The organism is Aeromonas sp. FDAARGOS 1411 (assembly GCF_019047125.1).
GTDB lineage: Bacteria > Pseudomonadota > Gammaproteobacteria > Enterobacterales > Aeromonadaceae > Aeromonas > Aeromonas veronii.
This window is the reverse complement of record NZ_CP077214.1, coordinates 4108499-4124615: the sequence shown is the minus strand read 5'-3', so window position 1 is coordinate 4124615 and position 16117 is coordinate 4108499. Positions and strand designations below refer to the sequence as shown.

General features: G+C 59.2%; 15 protein-coding genes. 9 read left to right on the top strand and 6 right to left on the bottom strand.

Annotated elements, in window-relative coordinates:
* The first annotated feature begins 76 nt into the window (after positions 1–76).
* From I6L41_RS18775 to I6L41_RS18755, 5 genes are all read left to right on the top strand, one after another.
* Complete coding sequence (locus tag I6L41_RS18775; protein WP_005340138.1) at positions 77–742, top strand: GntR family transcriptional regulator; 666 nt, start codon at positions 77–79, stop codon at positions 740–742.
* A 33-nt stretch (positions 743–775) separates the two neighbouring features.
* Positions 776–2578: an aminopeptidase P family protein gene (locus tag I6L41_RS18770; RefSeq protein ID WP_005355029.1), complete on the top strand. Its 1803-nt coding sequence runs from the start codon at positions 776–778 to the stop codon at positions 2576–2578.
* An 87-nt stretch (positions 2579–2665) separates the two neighbouring features.
* Complete coding sequence (locus I6L41_RS18765) at positions 2666–3070, top strand: nitrous oxide-stimulated promoter family protein (RefSeq protein ID WP_005356534.1); 405 nt, start codon at positions 2666–2668, stop codon at positions 3068–3070.
* 111 nt (positions 3071–3181) lie between these two features.
* The gene (locus tag I6L41_RS18760) at positions 3182–3679 is read left to right on the top strand and encodes a GNAT family N-acetyltransferase (RefSeq protein ID WP_005340127.1); all 498 of its coding nucleotides are present in this window, start codon (positions 3182–3184) and stop codon (positions 3677–3679) included.
* 97 nt (positions 3680–3776) lie between these two features.
* The gene (locus tag I6L41_RS18755) at positions 3777–4244 is read left to right on the top strand and encodes a glycine zipper 2TM domain-containing protein (protein ID WP_005340126.1); all 468 of its coding nucleotides are present in this window, start codon (positions 3777–3779) and stop codon (positions 4242–4244) included.
* Positions 4245–4326: 82 nt separating this feature from the next.
* Here I6L41_RS18755 and amt read toward each other — a convergent pair whose 3' ends face one another.
* Positions 4327–5754, bottom strand: coding sequence for an ammonium transporter (gene amt / locus I6L41_RS18750; protein ID WP_216960596.1), 1428 nt, complete (start codon positions 5752–5754; stop codon positions 4327–4329).
* A 505-nt stretch (positions 5755–6259) separates the two neighbouring features.
* Between amt and I6L41_RS18745 the strand changes: the two genes are divergently transcribed.
* On the top strand, positions 6260–7183 hold the full coding sequence (locus tag I6L41_RS18745) for a GGDEF domain-containing protein (RefSeq protein WP_216960593.1): 924 nt from the start codon (positions 6260–6262) through the stop codon (positions 7181–7183).
* A 90-nt stretch (positions 7184–7273) separates the two neighbouring features.
* On the opposite strand, the gene I6L41_RS18740 is transcribed toward I6L41_RS18745, so the two are convergent.
* Positions 7274–7897: an outer membrane beta-barrel protein gene (locus I6L41_RS18740; protein ID WP_031227913.1), complete on the bottom strand. Its 624-nt coding sequence runs from the start codon at positions 7895–7897 to the stop codon at positions 7274–7276.
* A 250-nt stretch (positions 7898–8147) separates the two neighbouring features.
* On the opposite strand from I6L41_RS18740, the gene I6L41_RS18735 reads away from it, so the two are divergent.
* Positions 8148–8786 carry an exopolysaccharide biosynthesis protein gene (locus tag I6L41_RS18735; RefSeq protein WP_216960589.1) on the top strand — a complete coding sequence of 213 codons (639 nt, stop codon included), beginning with the start codon at positions 8148–8150 and terminating at the stop codon, positions 8784–8786.
* Positions 8787–8852: 66 nt separating this feature from the next.
* On the opposite strand, the gene I6L41_RS18730 is transcribed toward I6L41_RS18735, so the two are convergent.
* Positions 8853–10127, bottom strand: coding sequence for an amino acid permease (locus I6L41_RS18730; RefSeq protein WP_005340121.1), 1275 nt, complete (start codon positions 10125–10127; stop codon positions 8853–8855).
* 471 nt (positions 10128–10598) lie between these two features.
* Positions 10599–11489 (bottom strand): sensor domain-containing diguanylate cyclase, encoded by an 891-nt coding sequence (locus I6L41_RS18725; protein ID WP_158110931.1) that lies wholly within the window; start codon positions 11487–11489, stop codon positions 10599–10601.
* 348 nt (positions 11490–11837) lie between these two features.
* On the opposite strand from I6L41_RS18725, the gene I6L41_RS18720 reads away from it, so the two are divergent.
* Positions 11838–12155: a hypothetical protein gene (locus I6L41_RS18720; RefSeq protein ID WP_005355042.1), complete on the top strand. Its 318-nt coding sequence runs from the start codon at positions 11838–11840 to the stop codon at positions 12153–12155.
* Here the strand turns inward: I6L41_RS18720 and I6L41_RS18715 are convergent.
* Entirely contained in the window at positions 12152–12466 is a 315-nt protein-coding gene (locus I6L41_RS18715; protein WP_216964016.1) for a hypothetical protein, read from the bottom strand. The two genes, I6L41_RS18720 and I6L41_RS18715, sit on opposite strands and share 4 nt — an antisense overlap.
* A gap of 76 nt (positions 12467–12542) precedes the next feature.
* Here I6L41_RS18715 and I6L41_RS18710 point away from each other — a divergent pair, with 76 nt between their 5' ends.
* A complete protein-coding gene (locus tag I6L41_RS18710) occupies positions 12543–12953 on the top strand; it encodes a hypothetical protein (RefSeq protein WP_254203338.1) in 411 nt (136 codons plus the stop codon).
* A 371-nt stretch (positions 12954–13324) separates the two neighbouring features.
* On the opposite strand, the gene ppc is transcribed toward I6L41_RS18710, so the two are convergent.
* A complete protein-coding gene (gene ppc, locus I6L41_RS18705; RefSeq protein WP_005356550.1) occupies positions 13325–15958 on the bottom strand; it encodes a phosphoenolpyruvate carboxylase in 2634 nt (877 codons plus the stop codon).
* Between the last annotated feature and the right edge of the window lie 159 nt (positions 15959–16117).

Sequence of the window (16117 nt, the reverse complement as noted above, 5' to 3'; positions counted from 1 at the left end):
TGCCCATTGTGACAGGTTAGATTCAGCCAAACTTTATACAATATACAATTCTGTAACGCGCAATCGTGACCCGACCATGACCCCACCCTACAAGACCCGAACCCAGATGGTGATGGAAAACCTCCGTGGCCGGATCCTCCGTGGGGAGTTCCCCGCTGGCGCCCCCTTGCGTCAGGATGCCATCGCCAAAGAGCTGGCCGTGAGCCGCATCCCGGTGCGCGAAGCCCTGATGCAGCTGGAAGCGCAGGGGCTGGTGAAGTTCGAAGCCCATCGCGGCGCCGTGGTCACCATGCTGGACGCCTCGGCCATTGAAGAGCTCTTTTATTTGCGAGCGCTGCTGGAAGCCGATACCCTGTTTCACGCCGTCGACAAGATGACGGAAGCCACCTTCGCACAAGCGGAGGCGATCCTCGCCCAGTTTGATCACGCCCTGGAGTCAGGCACCCAGATCGAACATTGGGCCGAGTTGAACCACAGCTTTCACGCCACCCTCTATCAGGCAGCCGGTCGCCCCCAGGCACTTGAACTGATCGCCCAGATCAATCTGAGCTGTGACCGCTATGTCCGCTTCGAGCTGCTGTTTGCCAGCGACGGGGTGGACAAGGCGGAGCGTGAACACGCCCAATTGCTGGAACTGTGCCGCGCCCGGCGCAAGCACGAGGCGGTGGTGCTGCTCAGGCAGCATATCGAAGCAGCGGGTCAGTCGATCAAGCGGATCCTGGCCAGCGGCCATAAAAACTGAACACTCATATAGCAACCATCTGGCACTAACGACATGAATAATTTCGAGATAATTGAAACCCGCGTCGCCCAAGTCAGGGCCGAGCTGGCCATGCAGGAGTTGGACGCATTTATCGTCCCCCACGATGATGAGCACCTCGGCGAGTACATCCCCGCCTATGCCGAGCGGCTTGACTGGATCACCGGTTTCAACGGCTCTGCCGGGGTCGCCATCATCATGGCCCAGCGGGCAGCCCTCTTTGTCGATGGTCGCTATACGGTGCAGGCGCGGATGCAAACCCCCGCCGAACTGTTCGAATTCCTCCACCTCATTGAAAATCCTCATGTGCAGTGGCTGGCCGAGCAGCTGCCGTCAGGCTCCCGGGTTGGCTTTGATGCCCGCCTGCACAGCCTGACCTGGTACAAGAATGCCAAAGCCGTGCTGGCCGATCGCGGTATCGAGCTGATCCGCGTCGAGCAGAACCCCATCGACCTGAACTGGAGCGATCGCCCGGAGCCGACCAAGAGCCCGGTCATCCTCTACAGCGAGGAGCTGGCGGGCCAGTCCAGCCAGTCCAAACGTGAACAGCTGGCGGCCGACCTGCGCAAGCGCGGGCTGGATGCCGTGCTGCTGACCCAGGCCGAGCCCATCAACTGGCTGCTCAACCTGCGTGGCCGCGATATCGACCGGCTGCCGGTGGTGCTGGGCTTTGCAGTGCTCTACGCCAACACCAGCATGGATTTCTTCGTCGATACCGACAAAATTGACTGCTTCGCCTTTACCCAGCACGTGGGGCAGGATGTCTCCGTCTACCCCATCGACAAGCTGGGCGACGTGCTGCAGCGCATCGGTGAAGATCAGCAGAAGGTGCTGGCCGATCCGGACAGCGCCAACGCTTGGACCCAGCTCGTCATGGAAGAGGCGGGCGCCATTCTGGTGGCAGGGCAAGACCCCACCATGCTGCCGAAAGCGTGCAAGAACGAGATCGAGCTGACCGGCATGCGTGCCGCTCACCTGCGCGATGGCGTGGCCATGACCCGCTTCCTCGCCTGGCTGGATCGGCTGGTCGCCTCCGGCGAGTTCGAGGGGGTGGATGAAGGCACCCTGGCCGATCAGGTGGAAGCGTTCCGCCGCGAGCAGGAGCACTACGTCGAGCCGAGCTTCGATACCATCTCCGCGCTCGGCCCCAACGCAGCCATGTGCCACTACCACCATACCAATGGCACCCCCCGTGCGTTCGGTCAGGACAGCCTCTATCTGCTGGACTCCGGCGCCCAGTATATGGATGGCACCACCGACATCACCCGCACCATCAAGGTGGGTGAGGTGAGCGACGAGCAGAAGGCGATGTTTACCCGAGTACTGCAGGGCCATATCGCGCTGGATCAGGCCCGCTTCCCGCGCGGCACCGCCGGTATCCAGCTCGACGTGCTGGCCCGCATGCCGCTGTGGCAAGCCGGTTACAACTACGACCACGGCACCGGCCACGGCGTCGGCCACTTCCTGAGTGTCCACGAAGGACCCCAGCGCATCGCGCCGAAAGGGAGCATGGTTGCCCTGCAACCGGGCATGGTGCTCTCCAACGAGCCGGGCTACTACCGTGAAGATGGCTTTGGCATCCGTTGCGAGAACCTGGTAGTCGTGACCGAGCTGGAACAGGTTGGCGAGCTGCCGATGCTGGGCTTCGAGCGTCTGACCTACGTGCCGTTCGATACCCGCCTGATCGACCGCAGCCTGCTGAGCCCGGCCGAATTCCGCTGGATCAACGAATACCATGTCGAGGTGTTCCGCCGCCTGAGCCCGCTGCTAGAAGGCGAGGATCTCGCCTGGCTGGAGCAGGCAACCAGCCTCATCTGATAACACAGGGCCTGCGGGCCCTGTTTTTTATCCCCCCTTTTGACCTGTATCAACACCCAAAGCGAGCAGGTCAGGAGAATGGCGGCCATGAAAAGTCATCATGCCAGCCCAGCCCGGGGCTCACACGCCGCAGCCAGCAAAAAGGCGAGTGACCATCCCAGACTCATGCGCGAGCAGCAGACGGTCAGCGCCATGATCCGCCTCTACTGCCAGCACCATCATCAGGATCCCCATTGCCGCCACTGTCGCCAGTTGCGGGATTTCGCCCATCAGCGCCTTCGTCGCTGCCGTTATGGCCACGGCCACAAACCCACCTGCGCCAACTGCAATATCCACTGCTACGCCCCGGCGATGCGCAAACAGATCCAGCAGGTGATGAAGTGGAGCGGCCCGCGCATGTTACTGCGCCACCCCTGGCTCACCCTTCGCCATCTGCTCGACGGCTTGCGCAAGGCTCCCAAACTGCCCCAGAGCCGCCCCCTGCCGCCATAACCGCCAATCCCTTGCATCCGGCAGGGGATGACCACTACCCTATGACTCCTTTTCTGCCGTTGACCCCAAGGTCAGCGGCGTTGCCGATCCTTTGCTGCCGATGGAGTCCTGATGCACCACAACCCGCCCCTGCTACGCACCGCTACCCACAATGACATGCACGCCATCTGGCAGATCGATGCCAAGGTGTTTGGCGAAGATGTCTATCCCGCCTTCTTCTTCCGTCAGGCGATGGATTTGTGGCCCGAGTTGTTGCTGGTGGCCGAATACGAGGGGCAGCTGGTGGGTTATGTGCTGGGGGGATTCGGTCAGGAGCGGTCGCAAGGCTGGGTGCTCTCGCTGGCGGTGCTGCCCGAGGCGCGCGGTTTTGGTCTGGCCGAGCGAATGATGCGCCAGATGGAGGCCAACCAGCAGGCGCTGCAGATCAGCGAACTGCGGCTCACGGTCGATCCGGCCAATCCGGCCCAGCGCCTCTACTACCGGCTCGGTTACACATTGCAGGCGGAGGTCGCCGACTATTTCGGCCCCGGAGAAGACCGTCTGCTGCTGGTTAAAACCCTCTCCGGTACAGCTGCGATTCAAGGACAAAACCGGTTACAGAACGCATAATTGGTTACATTTTGCCGATTTCATGTGTGACGGGGTTGGAGTAAAGTTCACTCATCAACCGGATTGTTCAAATTACGTGCAGCCCAGGAGGCCCACCATGTTGAAGCGTATGACCCTTATTGCCCTGCTGGCAGCAACCACCATCACCGGATGCGCCAACAGTGACGTTTACTCTGGCGATGTTTACACCAAAGACCGCGCCAAACAGGTGCAGACCGTCAGCTACGGCACCATCATCTCCACCCGCCCGGTGAAGATCCAGGCCGATGAGAACTCCCTGATTGGCACCATTGGCGGCGCCGTAGTCGGTGGCCTGCTGGGCAGCACAGTCGGTGGCGGCACCGGACGCGACATCGCAGCCGCAGGCGGCGCTATCGCCGGTGCGGCGGCAGGCAACGCCATCGGTAACAAGATGAATCAGGTCGACGGCGTCGAGCTGGAGATCAAGAAAGAGAACGGCGAAGCCATCGTGGTCGTGCAGAAAGCCAGCCCCACCTTCACCCCGGGAGCTCGTGTGCGCATGACCCAGGGCAATGGCAGCATCAACGTGGCCGTCGTAAATTAAGCGTGTGAACTCAGGCTTTGCAGCTTTAGAGCCATAAAAAAACCGCCGATCCCGGCGGTTTTTTGTTGTCTGGCATTCGGGATTACATGCTGTAAGCCTTCTCGCCGTGGGAGGTGACATCCAGCCCTTCCCGCTCGGCATCACCGTTCACCCGCAGACCCACCAGCATGTCGACCGCCTTGAAGGCAATCGCCGCCACGGCACCGGACCAGAGCAGGGTGACACCGACCCCGATAGCCTGGATCTTCACCTGAGTCAGGATGGAGTAACCCTCGGCCACCTGATTGGTGACATAGTCCCACACCCCGGTGCCGCCCAGATCCGGGCTGGCAAAGACGCCGGTCAGCAGGGCGCCGAGAATGCCGCACACCCCGTGCACGCCAAACACGTCCAGACTGTCATCGGCACCCAGCAGGCGCTTGAGACCGTGGACACCCCACAGACCCGCCACGCCACTGATAAGGCCCATCACCAGACCACCGCCCACACCGACGAAACCGGCTGCCGGGGTGATCACCACCAGACCGGACACCGCACCAGAGGCTGCCCCCAGCAGGGAGGGACGTCCCTTCATCACCCACTCGGCCAACGTCCATGACAGAGCTGCTGCAGCCGGTGCCACCCAGGTGTTGATAAAGGCGAGTGCGGCGATACCGTTGGCTTCCAGCGCGGAGCCCGCGTTGAAACCGAACCAGCCGAACCAGAGCAGGGAGGCACCGATCATGGTCATAGTCAGGCTGTGGGGGGTCATGGGATCACGACCGTAGCCCAGACGCTTGCCCACCAGATAGGCACCCACCAGACCCGCCACGGCGGCGTTGATGTGCACCACGGTGCCGCCTGCAAAGTCCAGCGCACCATGCTGGAACAGATAGCCGGCAGTGGCGGTCGCTGTGGCCGCAGCCTCGGCGCTGGTATAGGCATCCGGACCCGCCCAGTACCACACCATATGAGCCAGCGGGATATAGGCGAAGGTGAACCAGATCACCGAGAAGAGCAGCACGGCAGCGAACTTGATGCGCTCGGCAAACGCCCCCACGATAAGGCCGCAGGTGATGGCGGCAAAGGCCCCCTGGAACACCACATAGATCAGCTCGCTGATCCCGACCCCCTTGCTGAAGGTGGCGGCGATGGAGTCAGGGGTCACCCCCTTGAGCAGCACCTTGCTGAAGGAGCCATAGAAATTGCCCCCCTCGGTAAAGGCCAGCGAATAGCCGTAGATCACCCAGAGCACGCAGATAAGGCAGAACAGGGTAAAGACCTGCATCAGCACGCTCAGCATGTTTTTGGCCCGCACCAGACCACCGTAGAAGAGGGCCAGACCGGGGATAGACATCAGGATCACCAGCGCCGCCGAGAGCAGCATCCAGGTGTTGTCACCCTTGTTGATTGTCACGCTGGCAACCGGTGCCACCGCCGCCTGTACCTGAGCGACCTCTTCGGCCCAACTTGGGGTAACCAGCAAGGCAGGCAACATCGTCAGACCCGCCATCATCCATTTTTTGACCATAGAGCACTCTCCTTCCCTGTCGTACCGGTACAAGACCGGCTCCGTTTCCCTGATTGAATCTGTGGCGAACCGCAAGGTGTTGCTGCAACCCGCCAGAATCACACCCGTGCCCGGCACGGGGATGTCTCTTGCCACTTCCTCATCACTGCGTCTGCCGCCGATGACCGCAAGAGACCGTCTGACATGTAAAAAGCATAAAGCGGGCCACAAATTTAAATCCTTTTAAATCATTGCATTAGTAAGATCACGCATCATCAACGCACCAATTTGGCGCATGAGCTGCGCTAACCTGCCCAGGGTCGCCCTGTCACAGGGCAGGCGATACTTCACGCACCAGAAGTGCGCAAACCCTGAGCCAGTCCACAAGCTGACGTCATCGATATCGCGCGCTGCGGGCCCGCTCGTTTACACTGACAGACCAGCCGTTTCCTGTTATCCGACCACGGCATGCCATTACGCAGCCTCTTGTTTGCAACCTGATGGCAGTCCCAATCCGAGGAACACCATGCAGTTCGATCGTCTCGACATCAGCCTCTCCCACTACCGTCATCTCGACCGGGAGCATCGCGCCCACATCGCGCTGCTGGGGATAGTGATGCTGGCCATCATGGCCCTTCATCTGTTGCTGCTGCCCCACTTCCCCTACGAGCGCTTTTACGCCGTCAGCTTTGGCTTCGAGGTGATCAACTGGCTCACCATGCTGTTCCTGTTCTGGGTGGTGCAGTGCGCCCACCTGCCCACCCACACCTACCGCATGCTCTCCTGCGGTCTGATGTTGTGGATCATGGGAGCCACCGCCGACATCATGGATGAGCTGGTGGCGCAGCCACTCTGGCTCGCCATCTATGCCGAGGATCTGCTGCGCTCCAGCGGCATCCTGCTCAGCAGCATCGGCATCCTGAGCACCATGCACCACCTCTTCCACATCAATACCCAGCTCAGACAGCAGGCACTGTTCGACGATCTGACCCGGCTGCCAAACCGGCGCTACTTTCATCAGCAGCTGTTTCTGGAACAGGGGATTTGCCACGCCCTCATCCTGCTGGATCTGGATCACTTCAAGGTGATCAATGACAACTACGGCCACGATATCGGGGATCGGGTGTTGCAGCAGTTTGGCGAGCTGTTGCAACAGCACTGCCCGCCCGGTGCGCTGGCGGCCCGTGTCGGGGGTGAAGAGTTTGCCCTGCTGCTGCCCGTAGCCCACGAAGCCGAGCTACAGCAACTGGCCAACACCCTGCTCACTGCGACCCGCACCATAGCACCCGACCCGGCCCATACCATGACGGTCAGTCTGGGAGTGGGGATCCGCGAGCCCAGGGAGCCGGCAGTCTCGCTGTTCAAACGGGTGGATCAGGCGCTTTATGGCGCCAAGGAGGCGGGCAGAAACTGCGCGGTATGGGCGATGCCGACTAACAAGGAGGTATGAAGATCTGCAGGTTGATTGCCGATCACGGCGAAACATTTCTGCTGAAACAGGGGCCCAATGGCCCCTGTTTCATAGGGAAAATCCCCTCGCCTAAAAGCGGAAGGTAAGACCGATATTGGCCTGCCACTGGGTTACCAGCTCCCCGCGCACCTTGAACACGCACTGCTCCGGGTTGCAGAGAAACTGGTTATTGTCGTTGACCAGCGAGCCATAACCGCGCACCTCGGCCCGCAGCGCCAGATGCTCGGCGAGGCGCGGTTGCACCCCGAGCGCCAGCGACATGGAAGGGGTCACCTCGCTGTCGTAGGCGGCAAAGCGGGTCACCCCGATCCCGGCGCCGATATAGGGCGCCATCAGGTTGTCAGAGAGGGTCAGCGCACCGGCAAAGTGCAGGGTATCCACCGTCAGGCGATCCGGCTGGTCGGGAGAGAGGGTGGTGGACTGATGGCTGTAGAGCAGCTCGATCATACCGGGATCATCCACCTCCTTGCTGATAAAGAGGCCCCAGCTGCCGGAGCCCTGTCCCTGCAGTGAATCAAACGATGCAGAAAGCGGCACCGGCTGCACCACATCGTCACTCTTCTCGAAGTCGATGGCTGAGCTGTAGCCGAAAAATGGCGTCACCTGCCAACCGGATGTGGTCGCGGCCTCGCTACTCCAGGCCTGCCCCAGTGGCAGCAACAGCCCCATCATCACTATCCCGGCTCTCTTCATCATCATCCCCTGCTCCCTGTGTGATTGTGCAGAAAGCATACCAGAGGCGTCCTAGGCCCATCCTAAACGGCGGCTGTACCGGATCACTTTCATCGCGGGATTTCCCTCTCGCCTGAACCCTGCCGCCCCGCCCCACTGGCGCCGCTATGCCCCCCTGCCACCATTCATCGACGGTTAACCTCTGCCACGTATGCTGGCGCCAAATCGGGTCATCGGGGCCCGTTATCACTACTCAGAAGGACATCAGGGAATGGTTGCCGCGCAACTCAACGACCCCACAACTACCCTCGCGGATACCCTGCGGGCCACCGCGCATGCCATCGACGAGAGCCACATCAGCCTGCGCCAGATGCTCGCGCTGGTGGGCGAGCAGGGCATGCTGCTGTTTTGCGTGCTGCTCACCGTCCCCTTCCTGTTGCCGGTCTCCATCCCCGGCGTCAGCACCCCGTTTGGCCTCTTGATCCTCTTTATCGGGATCGGCATCACCCTCAATCGGGTGCCCTGGCTGCCCGCCATGCTGATGGAGCGCCGCTTCGCCGCCGACCAGCTCAAGCCGACCTTGCACAAGGGGGCGGATCTGCTGGCCCGGGTCGATCGCGTTATCCGCCCGCGCCTGCTGGTGCTGACCGGCAGCAGTACGGTCAACCGCTGCAACGGCCTGCTGATCATGCTGGCCGCCCTGCTGCTGATGCTGCCCCTTGGCGCCATCCCCTTCACCAACGCCCTGCCCGCCTGGGCCATTCTGTTGCTGGCTACTGGCATGCTGCAGCGGGATGGTCTGTTTGTCGCCGGCGGCTATCTGCTGGTAAGCGCGACCCTGGTCTGGTTCGGCGTACTGGCGGCCGGCCTGCTGATGGCGGGCCAAAGCGCCACCAGTTTGCTCGGCTAAATGAGAGGCAAAGAAAAAGGGCGACCAGATGGTCGCCCTTTTTGATTTGTGCGGGATACCGCCCGGTCAAAGCAGATCGTAGATAAGGGCCGAGATGGCAAGCAGCCCCATCACCAACACAAAAAGGGTACTCGGCCCGCGATAACGCTTGAGTGCGGGCAAGCGATAGATGGAGCAGGCCGGCAGCAGAAACAGGATCACCGCGATCAGCGGGCCACTGACGCGCTCGATGATGTCGAGCACGTTGGGGTTCAGATAGGTGATGACGGCGGTCACCATAAACAGGATCACTGATGACACCCGGGCGATGGTCGACTCCTTGAGGGAGAGCCCCAGCCCCTGACAGGCACCGCTCACCATGCTCACCGTCCCCTCGCTCACCCCCATGGAGGTGCCGAGGAAAGATTTGGACATGGCCAGAATGGCGATAAGCGGCCCCACATAGGCGATCAGCGGATTGGAGAACTTGTTCGCCAGCGCCGACAGCACGGAGATATTGTCGGTGCGGGCCAGCGCCATCTCGGCCTGACTCAGGCTCATCACGCAGCTCACCACGAAAAAGAGCACGCTGCCGCAAATCAGCATGCTGCTGCACTTGATGATCCGCTTGGCACGCAGGTCGGCACTCTCCTGACAGCGCTTTTTCTGCGCCGCGCTGAAGGAGGAGATAATGGGCGCATGGCTGAAGGAGAACACCATCACCGGCACGATCAGCCAGAGTGATTTCCAGAACGCCGGATCCCGCCAATCCACCGCCTGGCTCTCGCTGAAATAGGAGAGGCTCCACTGGGGCAGCAGATAGATGGAGAGGCCAATCAGAAAGGCGACCATGGGCAGTGCCAGCACGCTGATGGCCGACACCACGATCTGTTTGCCGGCCAGCAGCACCAGATGCAGGCCCAGCATCACCCCCAGCACCAGCAAGCCGCGCGGAAGCTCGGCATCCCCCAGCTGGTGAACAACGAAGCTCTGGATCGCGTTGGTGATGGAGATGCTGTAGACTAGAATGATGGGGTAGAAGGCCATCAGATAGACCAGCATCAACAGCTTGCCCGCCTTGGCTCCGAAGTGCTCCTCCACCACATGGGTGATATCCCCCTCCTTGTGGGAGCTGGAGAGCACAAAGCGGCTCAATGCCCGATGGGAATAATAAGAAAGCGGAAAAGCCAGCAATAAAATAAACAGCAAAATAACCGGGGAATTACTGCCAACAGTAATAGGGAGAAATAACGTACCGGCACCGACAGCAGTGGCATATAGGCCCATGGTCCATACCGAATCGCTTTTCTCCCATTTCAATTTTGAAACAGGGTTACTCTTTTCAGCAATAGAAACACTCATTGCAATATATACCTTATTAATCTGTCATCATTATTTTTATTGGCCCGAATAACAGGCTGGAGATATGTCGTTGCATATCGCCCTGCACATGAAAAAACAACGCCGCCAGTGGCCAACAGGGCCACCGGAGAGAAACGGAGCTGCCACGCTACCATCGTTGAAATCGCTATCCGGGTCAAGGTTAATAATTCATGACTGTTTGAATCGGAATGTTTCAAAAGACAACAGGATGTATCACATTCGTCACCCAAAACCCGATTCACGCCTGTTTGATAACATACCGATAAAACCTCATGCTGTTGCCCAACAACATAAATAAGACCAGCGAACAGGCCGATAATATTAACACCTTAAGCTGTGGAATATGAGTTAAATAATACGGCCAACTTTTCTACTAATTGACAGTGATGTCAGCCAATTTATTCAGGGTAAAAGCGCAGGCTATTTCCGACAGCGACCGAGGCGGCACTTTCAACCTGCCGGGCAGTGCGCCACCCGGTTGCGGCCTGCCCGCTTGGCCCGATAGAGCCACTCGTCGGCCCGAGCCAGCGCCTGATTGATCTCCTCCTCCGGCTGCACCAGAGTTGTGCCCAGACTGACCGTGATGGCGACCGGGTCGGCAGGCAGCGCTTCGACGGCGGCACGGATCTGCTCCGCCATCTGCAGCAAACCGGCTTCATCGATCCGCGGCAGCAGGATCAGAAACTCCTCGCCACCGCTGCGCACAAAGAGGTCATCCGCCCGCAACAGGGCATCGATACAACAACTAAAGCGCTGCAAGGCCCGATCTCCCTGCTGATGGCCGTAACGATCGTTGAGCTGCTTGAAGTGATCGATGTCGAGCATGATAAGACCACAGGGGGCCTCCCCTGCCCGCAACGGCTGGCAGTGCTCAAAGAAGAACCGGCGGTTGTAGAGGCCGGTCAGCTGGTCGGTTTCACTCTGGCGCAGCAGTCGCTGCTGCAACTCGTACTGGCGGGTGATATTGCGGGTCACCCAGGCCACCGCCCGCTTTCCGTCATAGAGGGAGGGCAGCGGCGCAATCTTGCCCTCGAAACGCTGTATCCCTTGCGGCCCGACGGCAGCATTGATCCCCCCCACTTCGACGGCGGAGAGCTCATACTCCACCACCCGCACCTGACCGTTTGCCAGCGACTCGGCCACCTGCGCCTTGACCCACATGGCCATCTCGGGTGGCAGCACATCGGCCAGCTGCTTGCCCGCCAGCGGATTGCCGTCGTGATAGGATTGCTGCTCCATACCGCCGATATATTCCACGTAATAGCCATCTTCACTGAGGATAAAGACGGGATCTGGCAGCTGGGCCATCACTTCATAAAGCTGGGTTACCGAAAGCGCCACGGAAACTCCTGTACTTCAACGTCAAACAGGGGGGAGATATTCTGCCTCAAGAGGACTCACTCGCCCTCATCGGCAGCGCAGAAAAATCTGCGGCCACAGCCAACAACCCTTTACATCTAGCAGCCCGCCAGCCTCTCGGCCACCACAGGTGGCCAGCGCGTTGCTACTCCCGCCACTACGCTCGCTCACGGCGGCGAAAGCCCCCTCACCCGGTCGCGCATATCCCATTGTTTCAACTCACAAGTTCATTTACGCTGGCCGTCCTGAGTCCAGTTTTCACCTCATCAGCCATCAGGGAGCCAGCCACCCGCAACCGTAGGGGCTGTACCACGGAAAAGGAATCACCATATGAAAAACGCCATCGTTACCGCCCGCTTCGACGCTATCAGCACCGAAGGGGAACAGCTCACCCTCAAGATCGCCATCAAGGCCCCCGAGCCGGATCCCAAGTCCGCCAGCGGTGACTGGCGCTGCAAGGTGAAGCTGGCAGGGCTGAGCGACAAGACCTTTATCTACGGCATCGACAGCCTGCAGGCCCTGAGCCTCGCCATCAAGTTTGTCGAAACCGAACTGCGCGCTTTCTCCGATGCGGGCTGGCAATTCTATCTGCCCAATTGCCCCGATCACCCCATCGACATGAGCGCCTGCTACTTCCCGGCGCTCTAGCCCAAGGTCAACTCAGGGAGCATGGGGTGCAGCCCAGCTCCCACAATATCCCTTTCATCGACAACGAGCTCATCATAGGCAAGTGCTGCCCCACAACCCGCAATGCCAAGGGTGCTGTCAGAAAACTTGACAATTAAATCAATAGAATGCATCCAAAAAACAATTGACAACAATTCCCATTTAATCAATGATTGATTTCCAAATGAACCACTCTGGAGATAGTGGATGAAGCTCTGTTTGGCCACAGCATTATTGCTATGCAGTATTTCAGGTGCCAATGCCAATACTTGCCCATTGAGTAACTGCAACACACTACACGCTGGTTAACATTACTCTATTAATGCCGATGGAAAGTATTGCATCAATTTCAACAAAGAAAACATCACGGTGGTAAACCTTTCTAGTCGATACATTGAAATAGAAGACAAAAATTCAAATCCAACTGTTATATACCCTGGTGAATTTGTTGATGTCGATACCATATCAACAATCGCAAATTCAACCAAGGTAGTTATCAGCATAGAGCACGATAGCTTTATCGTGATAAGAGATATAAATGAAAGCAAGCGTAACAAGAGAGCGGCACCAGTCGTATGGGCAGGCGGCGGTGCCGTTATCGGGGCGATGACCGTCATTGCCAACAATCCTGATGCCAGCATGAGAGAGATTGCTACAGGTGCATTTGGTGGTACCGTTACCGGTAGGTTAAGCCCCATCATGGGAAATGGTGTCGCAGGCATGATGGCTTCAAGCAGTGCTGGCCTAGCAGCAAGCGGGGGCTGTGCCTCATGTCACTAGTGATAATAATCGTCACATTGATAGCGGCCGTTGTAGCACCCTTTCTTTTAAGCAACAACCTTGCCCATCGAATTGCACTGCTACTAATTTCAAGCGGTTCAATACTATTTAATTATCTCTCGGGTACTTTCTCTGCCTGGATATATTTAACCTTTATTGTATTTACCATTATTTTAAAAGCTAACTATCGATCTACTCTGGTGCGTTGTGATGATGCAATACTAGGTTGCTATATGATTTTCTACATTCAGCCATTAGTTTTCAGGATGATTTAAAACTCTCTATTTAAATGAAGTTGACAAAATAAACTAGCCATAAAAAGAGCGCATATTATGCGCTCTTTTTATTTAAGACCTGTTTGGAAATATTTATCAACCCGTATTACGCATCCCTGCGGCAATACCGGCGATGGTAACCATCAGCGCCTTGTCCAGCTCGGGGTGCAGGGTCTCCGGGTGGTTGCGGGAGCGGTTGAGCAGCTCGGCTTGCAGCACGTTGAGCGGGTCTGTGTAGGGGTTGCGCAGCTTGATGGACTCCTTGATCCAGGGCTGATCCTCCAGCAGATCCCCGCGCGGGCTCAGTTTCAGCACTACCTCGATGGACTCGGCGAGCTCCTGACGCAGCTGTTTGCCAAGGCCCCACAGCTCCTGCGGCACCAGACGGGTGTCGTAGTACTCGGCGAGCCAGACGTCCGCCTTGAGGAACACCATCTCCAGCATCTCGAGGCGAGTGCGGAAGAAGGGCCACTGGGCGCTCATCTCTTCCAGCACCGCCAGCTTGCCGCCGTCGATCGCCTGCTGCAGTGCCTTGTGGGCACCGAGCCAGGCTGGCAACATCAGGCGGTTCTGGGTCCAGGCGAAGATCCACGGAATGGCGCGTAGACTCTCGACGCCGCCGTTGGGCTTGCGCTTGGAGGGACGGGAGCCGAGCGGCAGCTTGCCGAGCTCCATCTCCGGGGTGGCGGCACGGAAGTAAGGGACGAAGTCCGGATGACCGCGCACGATACTGCGGTAGTGCTCGCAGGAGTCGGCGGCCAGCTGTTCCATCACCTCGCGCCAGCACTCTTTCGGCTTGGGCGGCGGCAGCAGGTTCCCTTCCAGCACGGCGCTGGTGTAGAGCTCCAGACTCTTGATCGCCACTTTCGGCAGGCCGAACTTGAAGCGAATCATCTCCCCCTGTTCGGTGGTACGCAGACCGCCGCGCAGGGATCCCGGCGGCTGGGAGAGGATGGCCTGATGGGCTGGCGCACCACCACGACCGACGGTACCGCCACGGCCATGGAACAGGGTGAGGCGGATGTTGTTGGCTTCGGCAAGTCCCACCAGGGATTCCATGGCGGCGTACTGGGCCCAGCCAGCGGCCATCATGCCCGCATCCTTGGCAGAGTCGGAGTAACCGATCATCACGTACTGACGGCCCTGAATGTAGCCGCGATACCAGTCCACCGAGAGCAGACGCTCCATCACGGCGGTGCCTGCCATCAGGTCATCCTGGGTTTCAAACAGCGGGGCAACCGGCATACGGAACTTGCAGCCCGCCTCTTTGAGCAGCAGTTGCACCGACAGCACGTCGGACGGCGCTCCGGCCATGGAGATGATGTAGATACCGAACGCATCGGGGTCGTGCTGGGCGATGACCTGACAGGTATCCAGCGTCTCGCGCACCTCGGCGCTCGGCTCCCAGTCGTGAGGAATGAGCGGGCGGCGGGAATTCAGTTCGTTGAGCAGGAAAGCCTGCTTGTCATCTTCGCTCCACTCGGCGTAGTCACCCAGACCCAGATAGCGGGTCAGCTCGGAGAAGACCAGCCCGTGACGCTCGCCATCCTGACGGATATCCAGCTTGACCAGATGGATGCCGAAACAGGCGACCTTGCGCAGCACGTCCAGCAGCATGCCATCGGCGATGTTGCCCATGCCGCAAGCGTGCAATGAGTGGTAGCAGAGCTCCAGCGGCTCGCGCAGCTGGGCGGTGGTCTTGACCAGATCCTGGCTCTCGCTCGCCTGGCCCTGCACCTTGGCGGTGAGGTGCTCCTTGGTTTCGCGCAGCGCTTCACGCAGCTCGCGCACCAGCGCACGGTAAGGCTCGGGGTGATCGCCAACGCGAGCACGCACGGCGTCGGTACAGTCGGACATGGAGAGCTCGGAGGTGAGCTCCTTGATGTCTTTGTAAAACAGGCTCACCGCCATCCAGCGGCCCAGCTCCAGCACTTCGGCAGTCACCTTGGCGGTGACGAAGGGGTTGCCATCGCGGTCACCGCCCATCCAGGAGGTGAACTTGACCGGCGCGGCATCCAGCGGCAGCCGCACACCCAGATGGTGTTGCAGACGCTCGTCCAGATTGCGCATGAATTCGGGAATGGCAGGCCACAGGCTGTTCTCCACCACGGCGAAGCCCCACTTGGCCTCGTCGACCGGAGTCGGGCGCTGTTCGCGGATCTCGTTGGTGTGCCACGCCTGATTGATCAGCTGTTCGATGCGGTTGAGGATCTTGTCCCGCTCGCGGGGCAGCAGGTCGGAGAGCTCCAGCGCCTCGAGGCAGTCGTTGAGCTGTACGTGCTTGTGGATCAGGGTGCGACGGGTCACCTCGGTGGGGTGAGCAGTCAGCACCAGATCGATATCCAGCTCGCGCACGGCCTGAATGATGGCCTCTTGCGACAGGTTGGACGCTTTCAGCTTGTCGAACATCTGCTCCAGCGGGTCCGGGGTGCAGACCTGCTCTTCGCAGCGACGGGAGATGGTGTGGAACTGTTCCGCCACGTTGGCCAGATTGAGGAACTGGCTGAAGGCGCGGGCCACCGGCAGCAGTTCGTCATCGCTCAGGGTGCGCAGGGTATCGAGCAGACGTTCCCGGTCTGATTCATTGCCCTTGCGGGAGGACTTGGCCAATTGGCGAATGGTTTCGATCTTGTCGAGAAAGGCCTGACCCTGATGATCCTTGATGGATTTACCCAGCAGCTGACCCAGCATACCTACGTTGGCGCGTAGTGCGGCGTACTTTTCGTTCATTCCACATCCTTATCTTGTTGGTGCCTGACACCCATCCGGGGTGCTAGACGACCTCACTTATTGTTGTGCGATTACAACATATGCTCCGTCATCTTAGGGTGACAATCTACCCAGATTGTCTGCGCAAGGTCAAATAACAGGCCGATTCAGAACATGTAT

Excerpts from the sequence above, each read along its gene's own strand:
- I6L41_RS18775 (WP_005340138.1), top strand. The coding sequence starts at position 77 with ATGACCCCACCCTACAAGACCCGAACCCAGATGGTGATGGAAAACCTC.
- I6L41_RS18770 (WP_005355029.1), top strand. The coding sequence starts at position 776 with ATGAATAATTTCGAGATAATTGAAACCCGCGTCGCCCAAGTCAGGGCC.
- I6L41_RS18765 (WP_005356534.1), top strand. The coding sequence starts at position 2,666 with ATGAAAAGTCATCATGCCAGCCCAGCCCGGGGCTCACACGCCGCAGCC.
- I6L41_RS18760 (WP_005340127.1), top strand. The coding sequence starts at position 3,182 with ATGCACCACAACCCGCCCCTGCTACGCACCGCTACCCACAATGACATG.
- I6L41_RS18755 (WP_005340126.1), top strand. The coding sequence starts at position 3,777 with ATGTTGAAGCGTATGACCCTTATTGCCCTGCTGGCAGCAACCACCATC.
- amt (WP_216960596.1), bottom strand. The coding sequence starts at position 5,754 with ATGGTCAAAAAATGGATGATGGCGGGTCTGACGATGTTGCCTGCCTTG.
- I6L41_RS18745 (WP_216960593.1), top strand. The coding sequence starts at position 6,260 with ATGCAGTTCGATCGTCTCGACATCAGCCTCTCCCACTACCGTCATCTC.
- I6L41_RS18740 (WP_031227913.1), bottom strand. The coding sequence starts at position 7,897 with ATGAAGAGAGCCGGGATAGTGATGATGGGGCTGTTGCTGCCACTGGGG.
- I6L41_RS18735 (WP_216960589.1), top strand. The coding sequence starts at position 8,148 with ATGGTTGCCGCGCAACTCAACGACCCCACAACTACCCTCGCGGATACC.
- I6L41_RS18730 (WP_005340121.1), bottom strand. The coding sequence starts at position 10,127 with ATGAGTGTTTCTATTGCTGAAAAGAGTAACCCTGTTTCAAAATTGAAA.
- I6L41_RS18720 (WP_005355042.1), top strand. The coding sequence starts at position 11,838 with ATGAAAAACGCCATCGTTACCGCCCGCTTCGACGCTATCAGCACCGAA.
- ppc (WP_005356550.1), bottom strand. The coding sequence starts at position 15,958 with ATGAACGAAAAGTACGCCGCACTACGCGCCAACGTAGGTATGCTGGGT.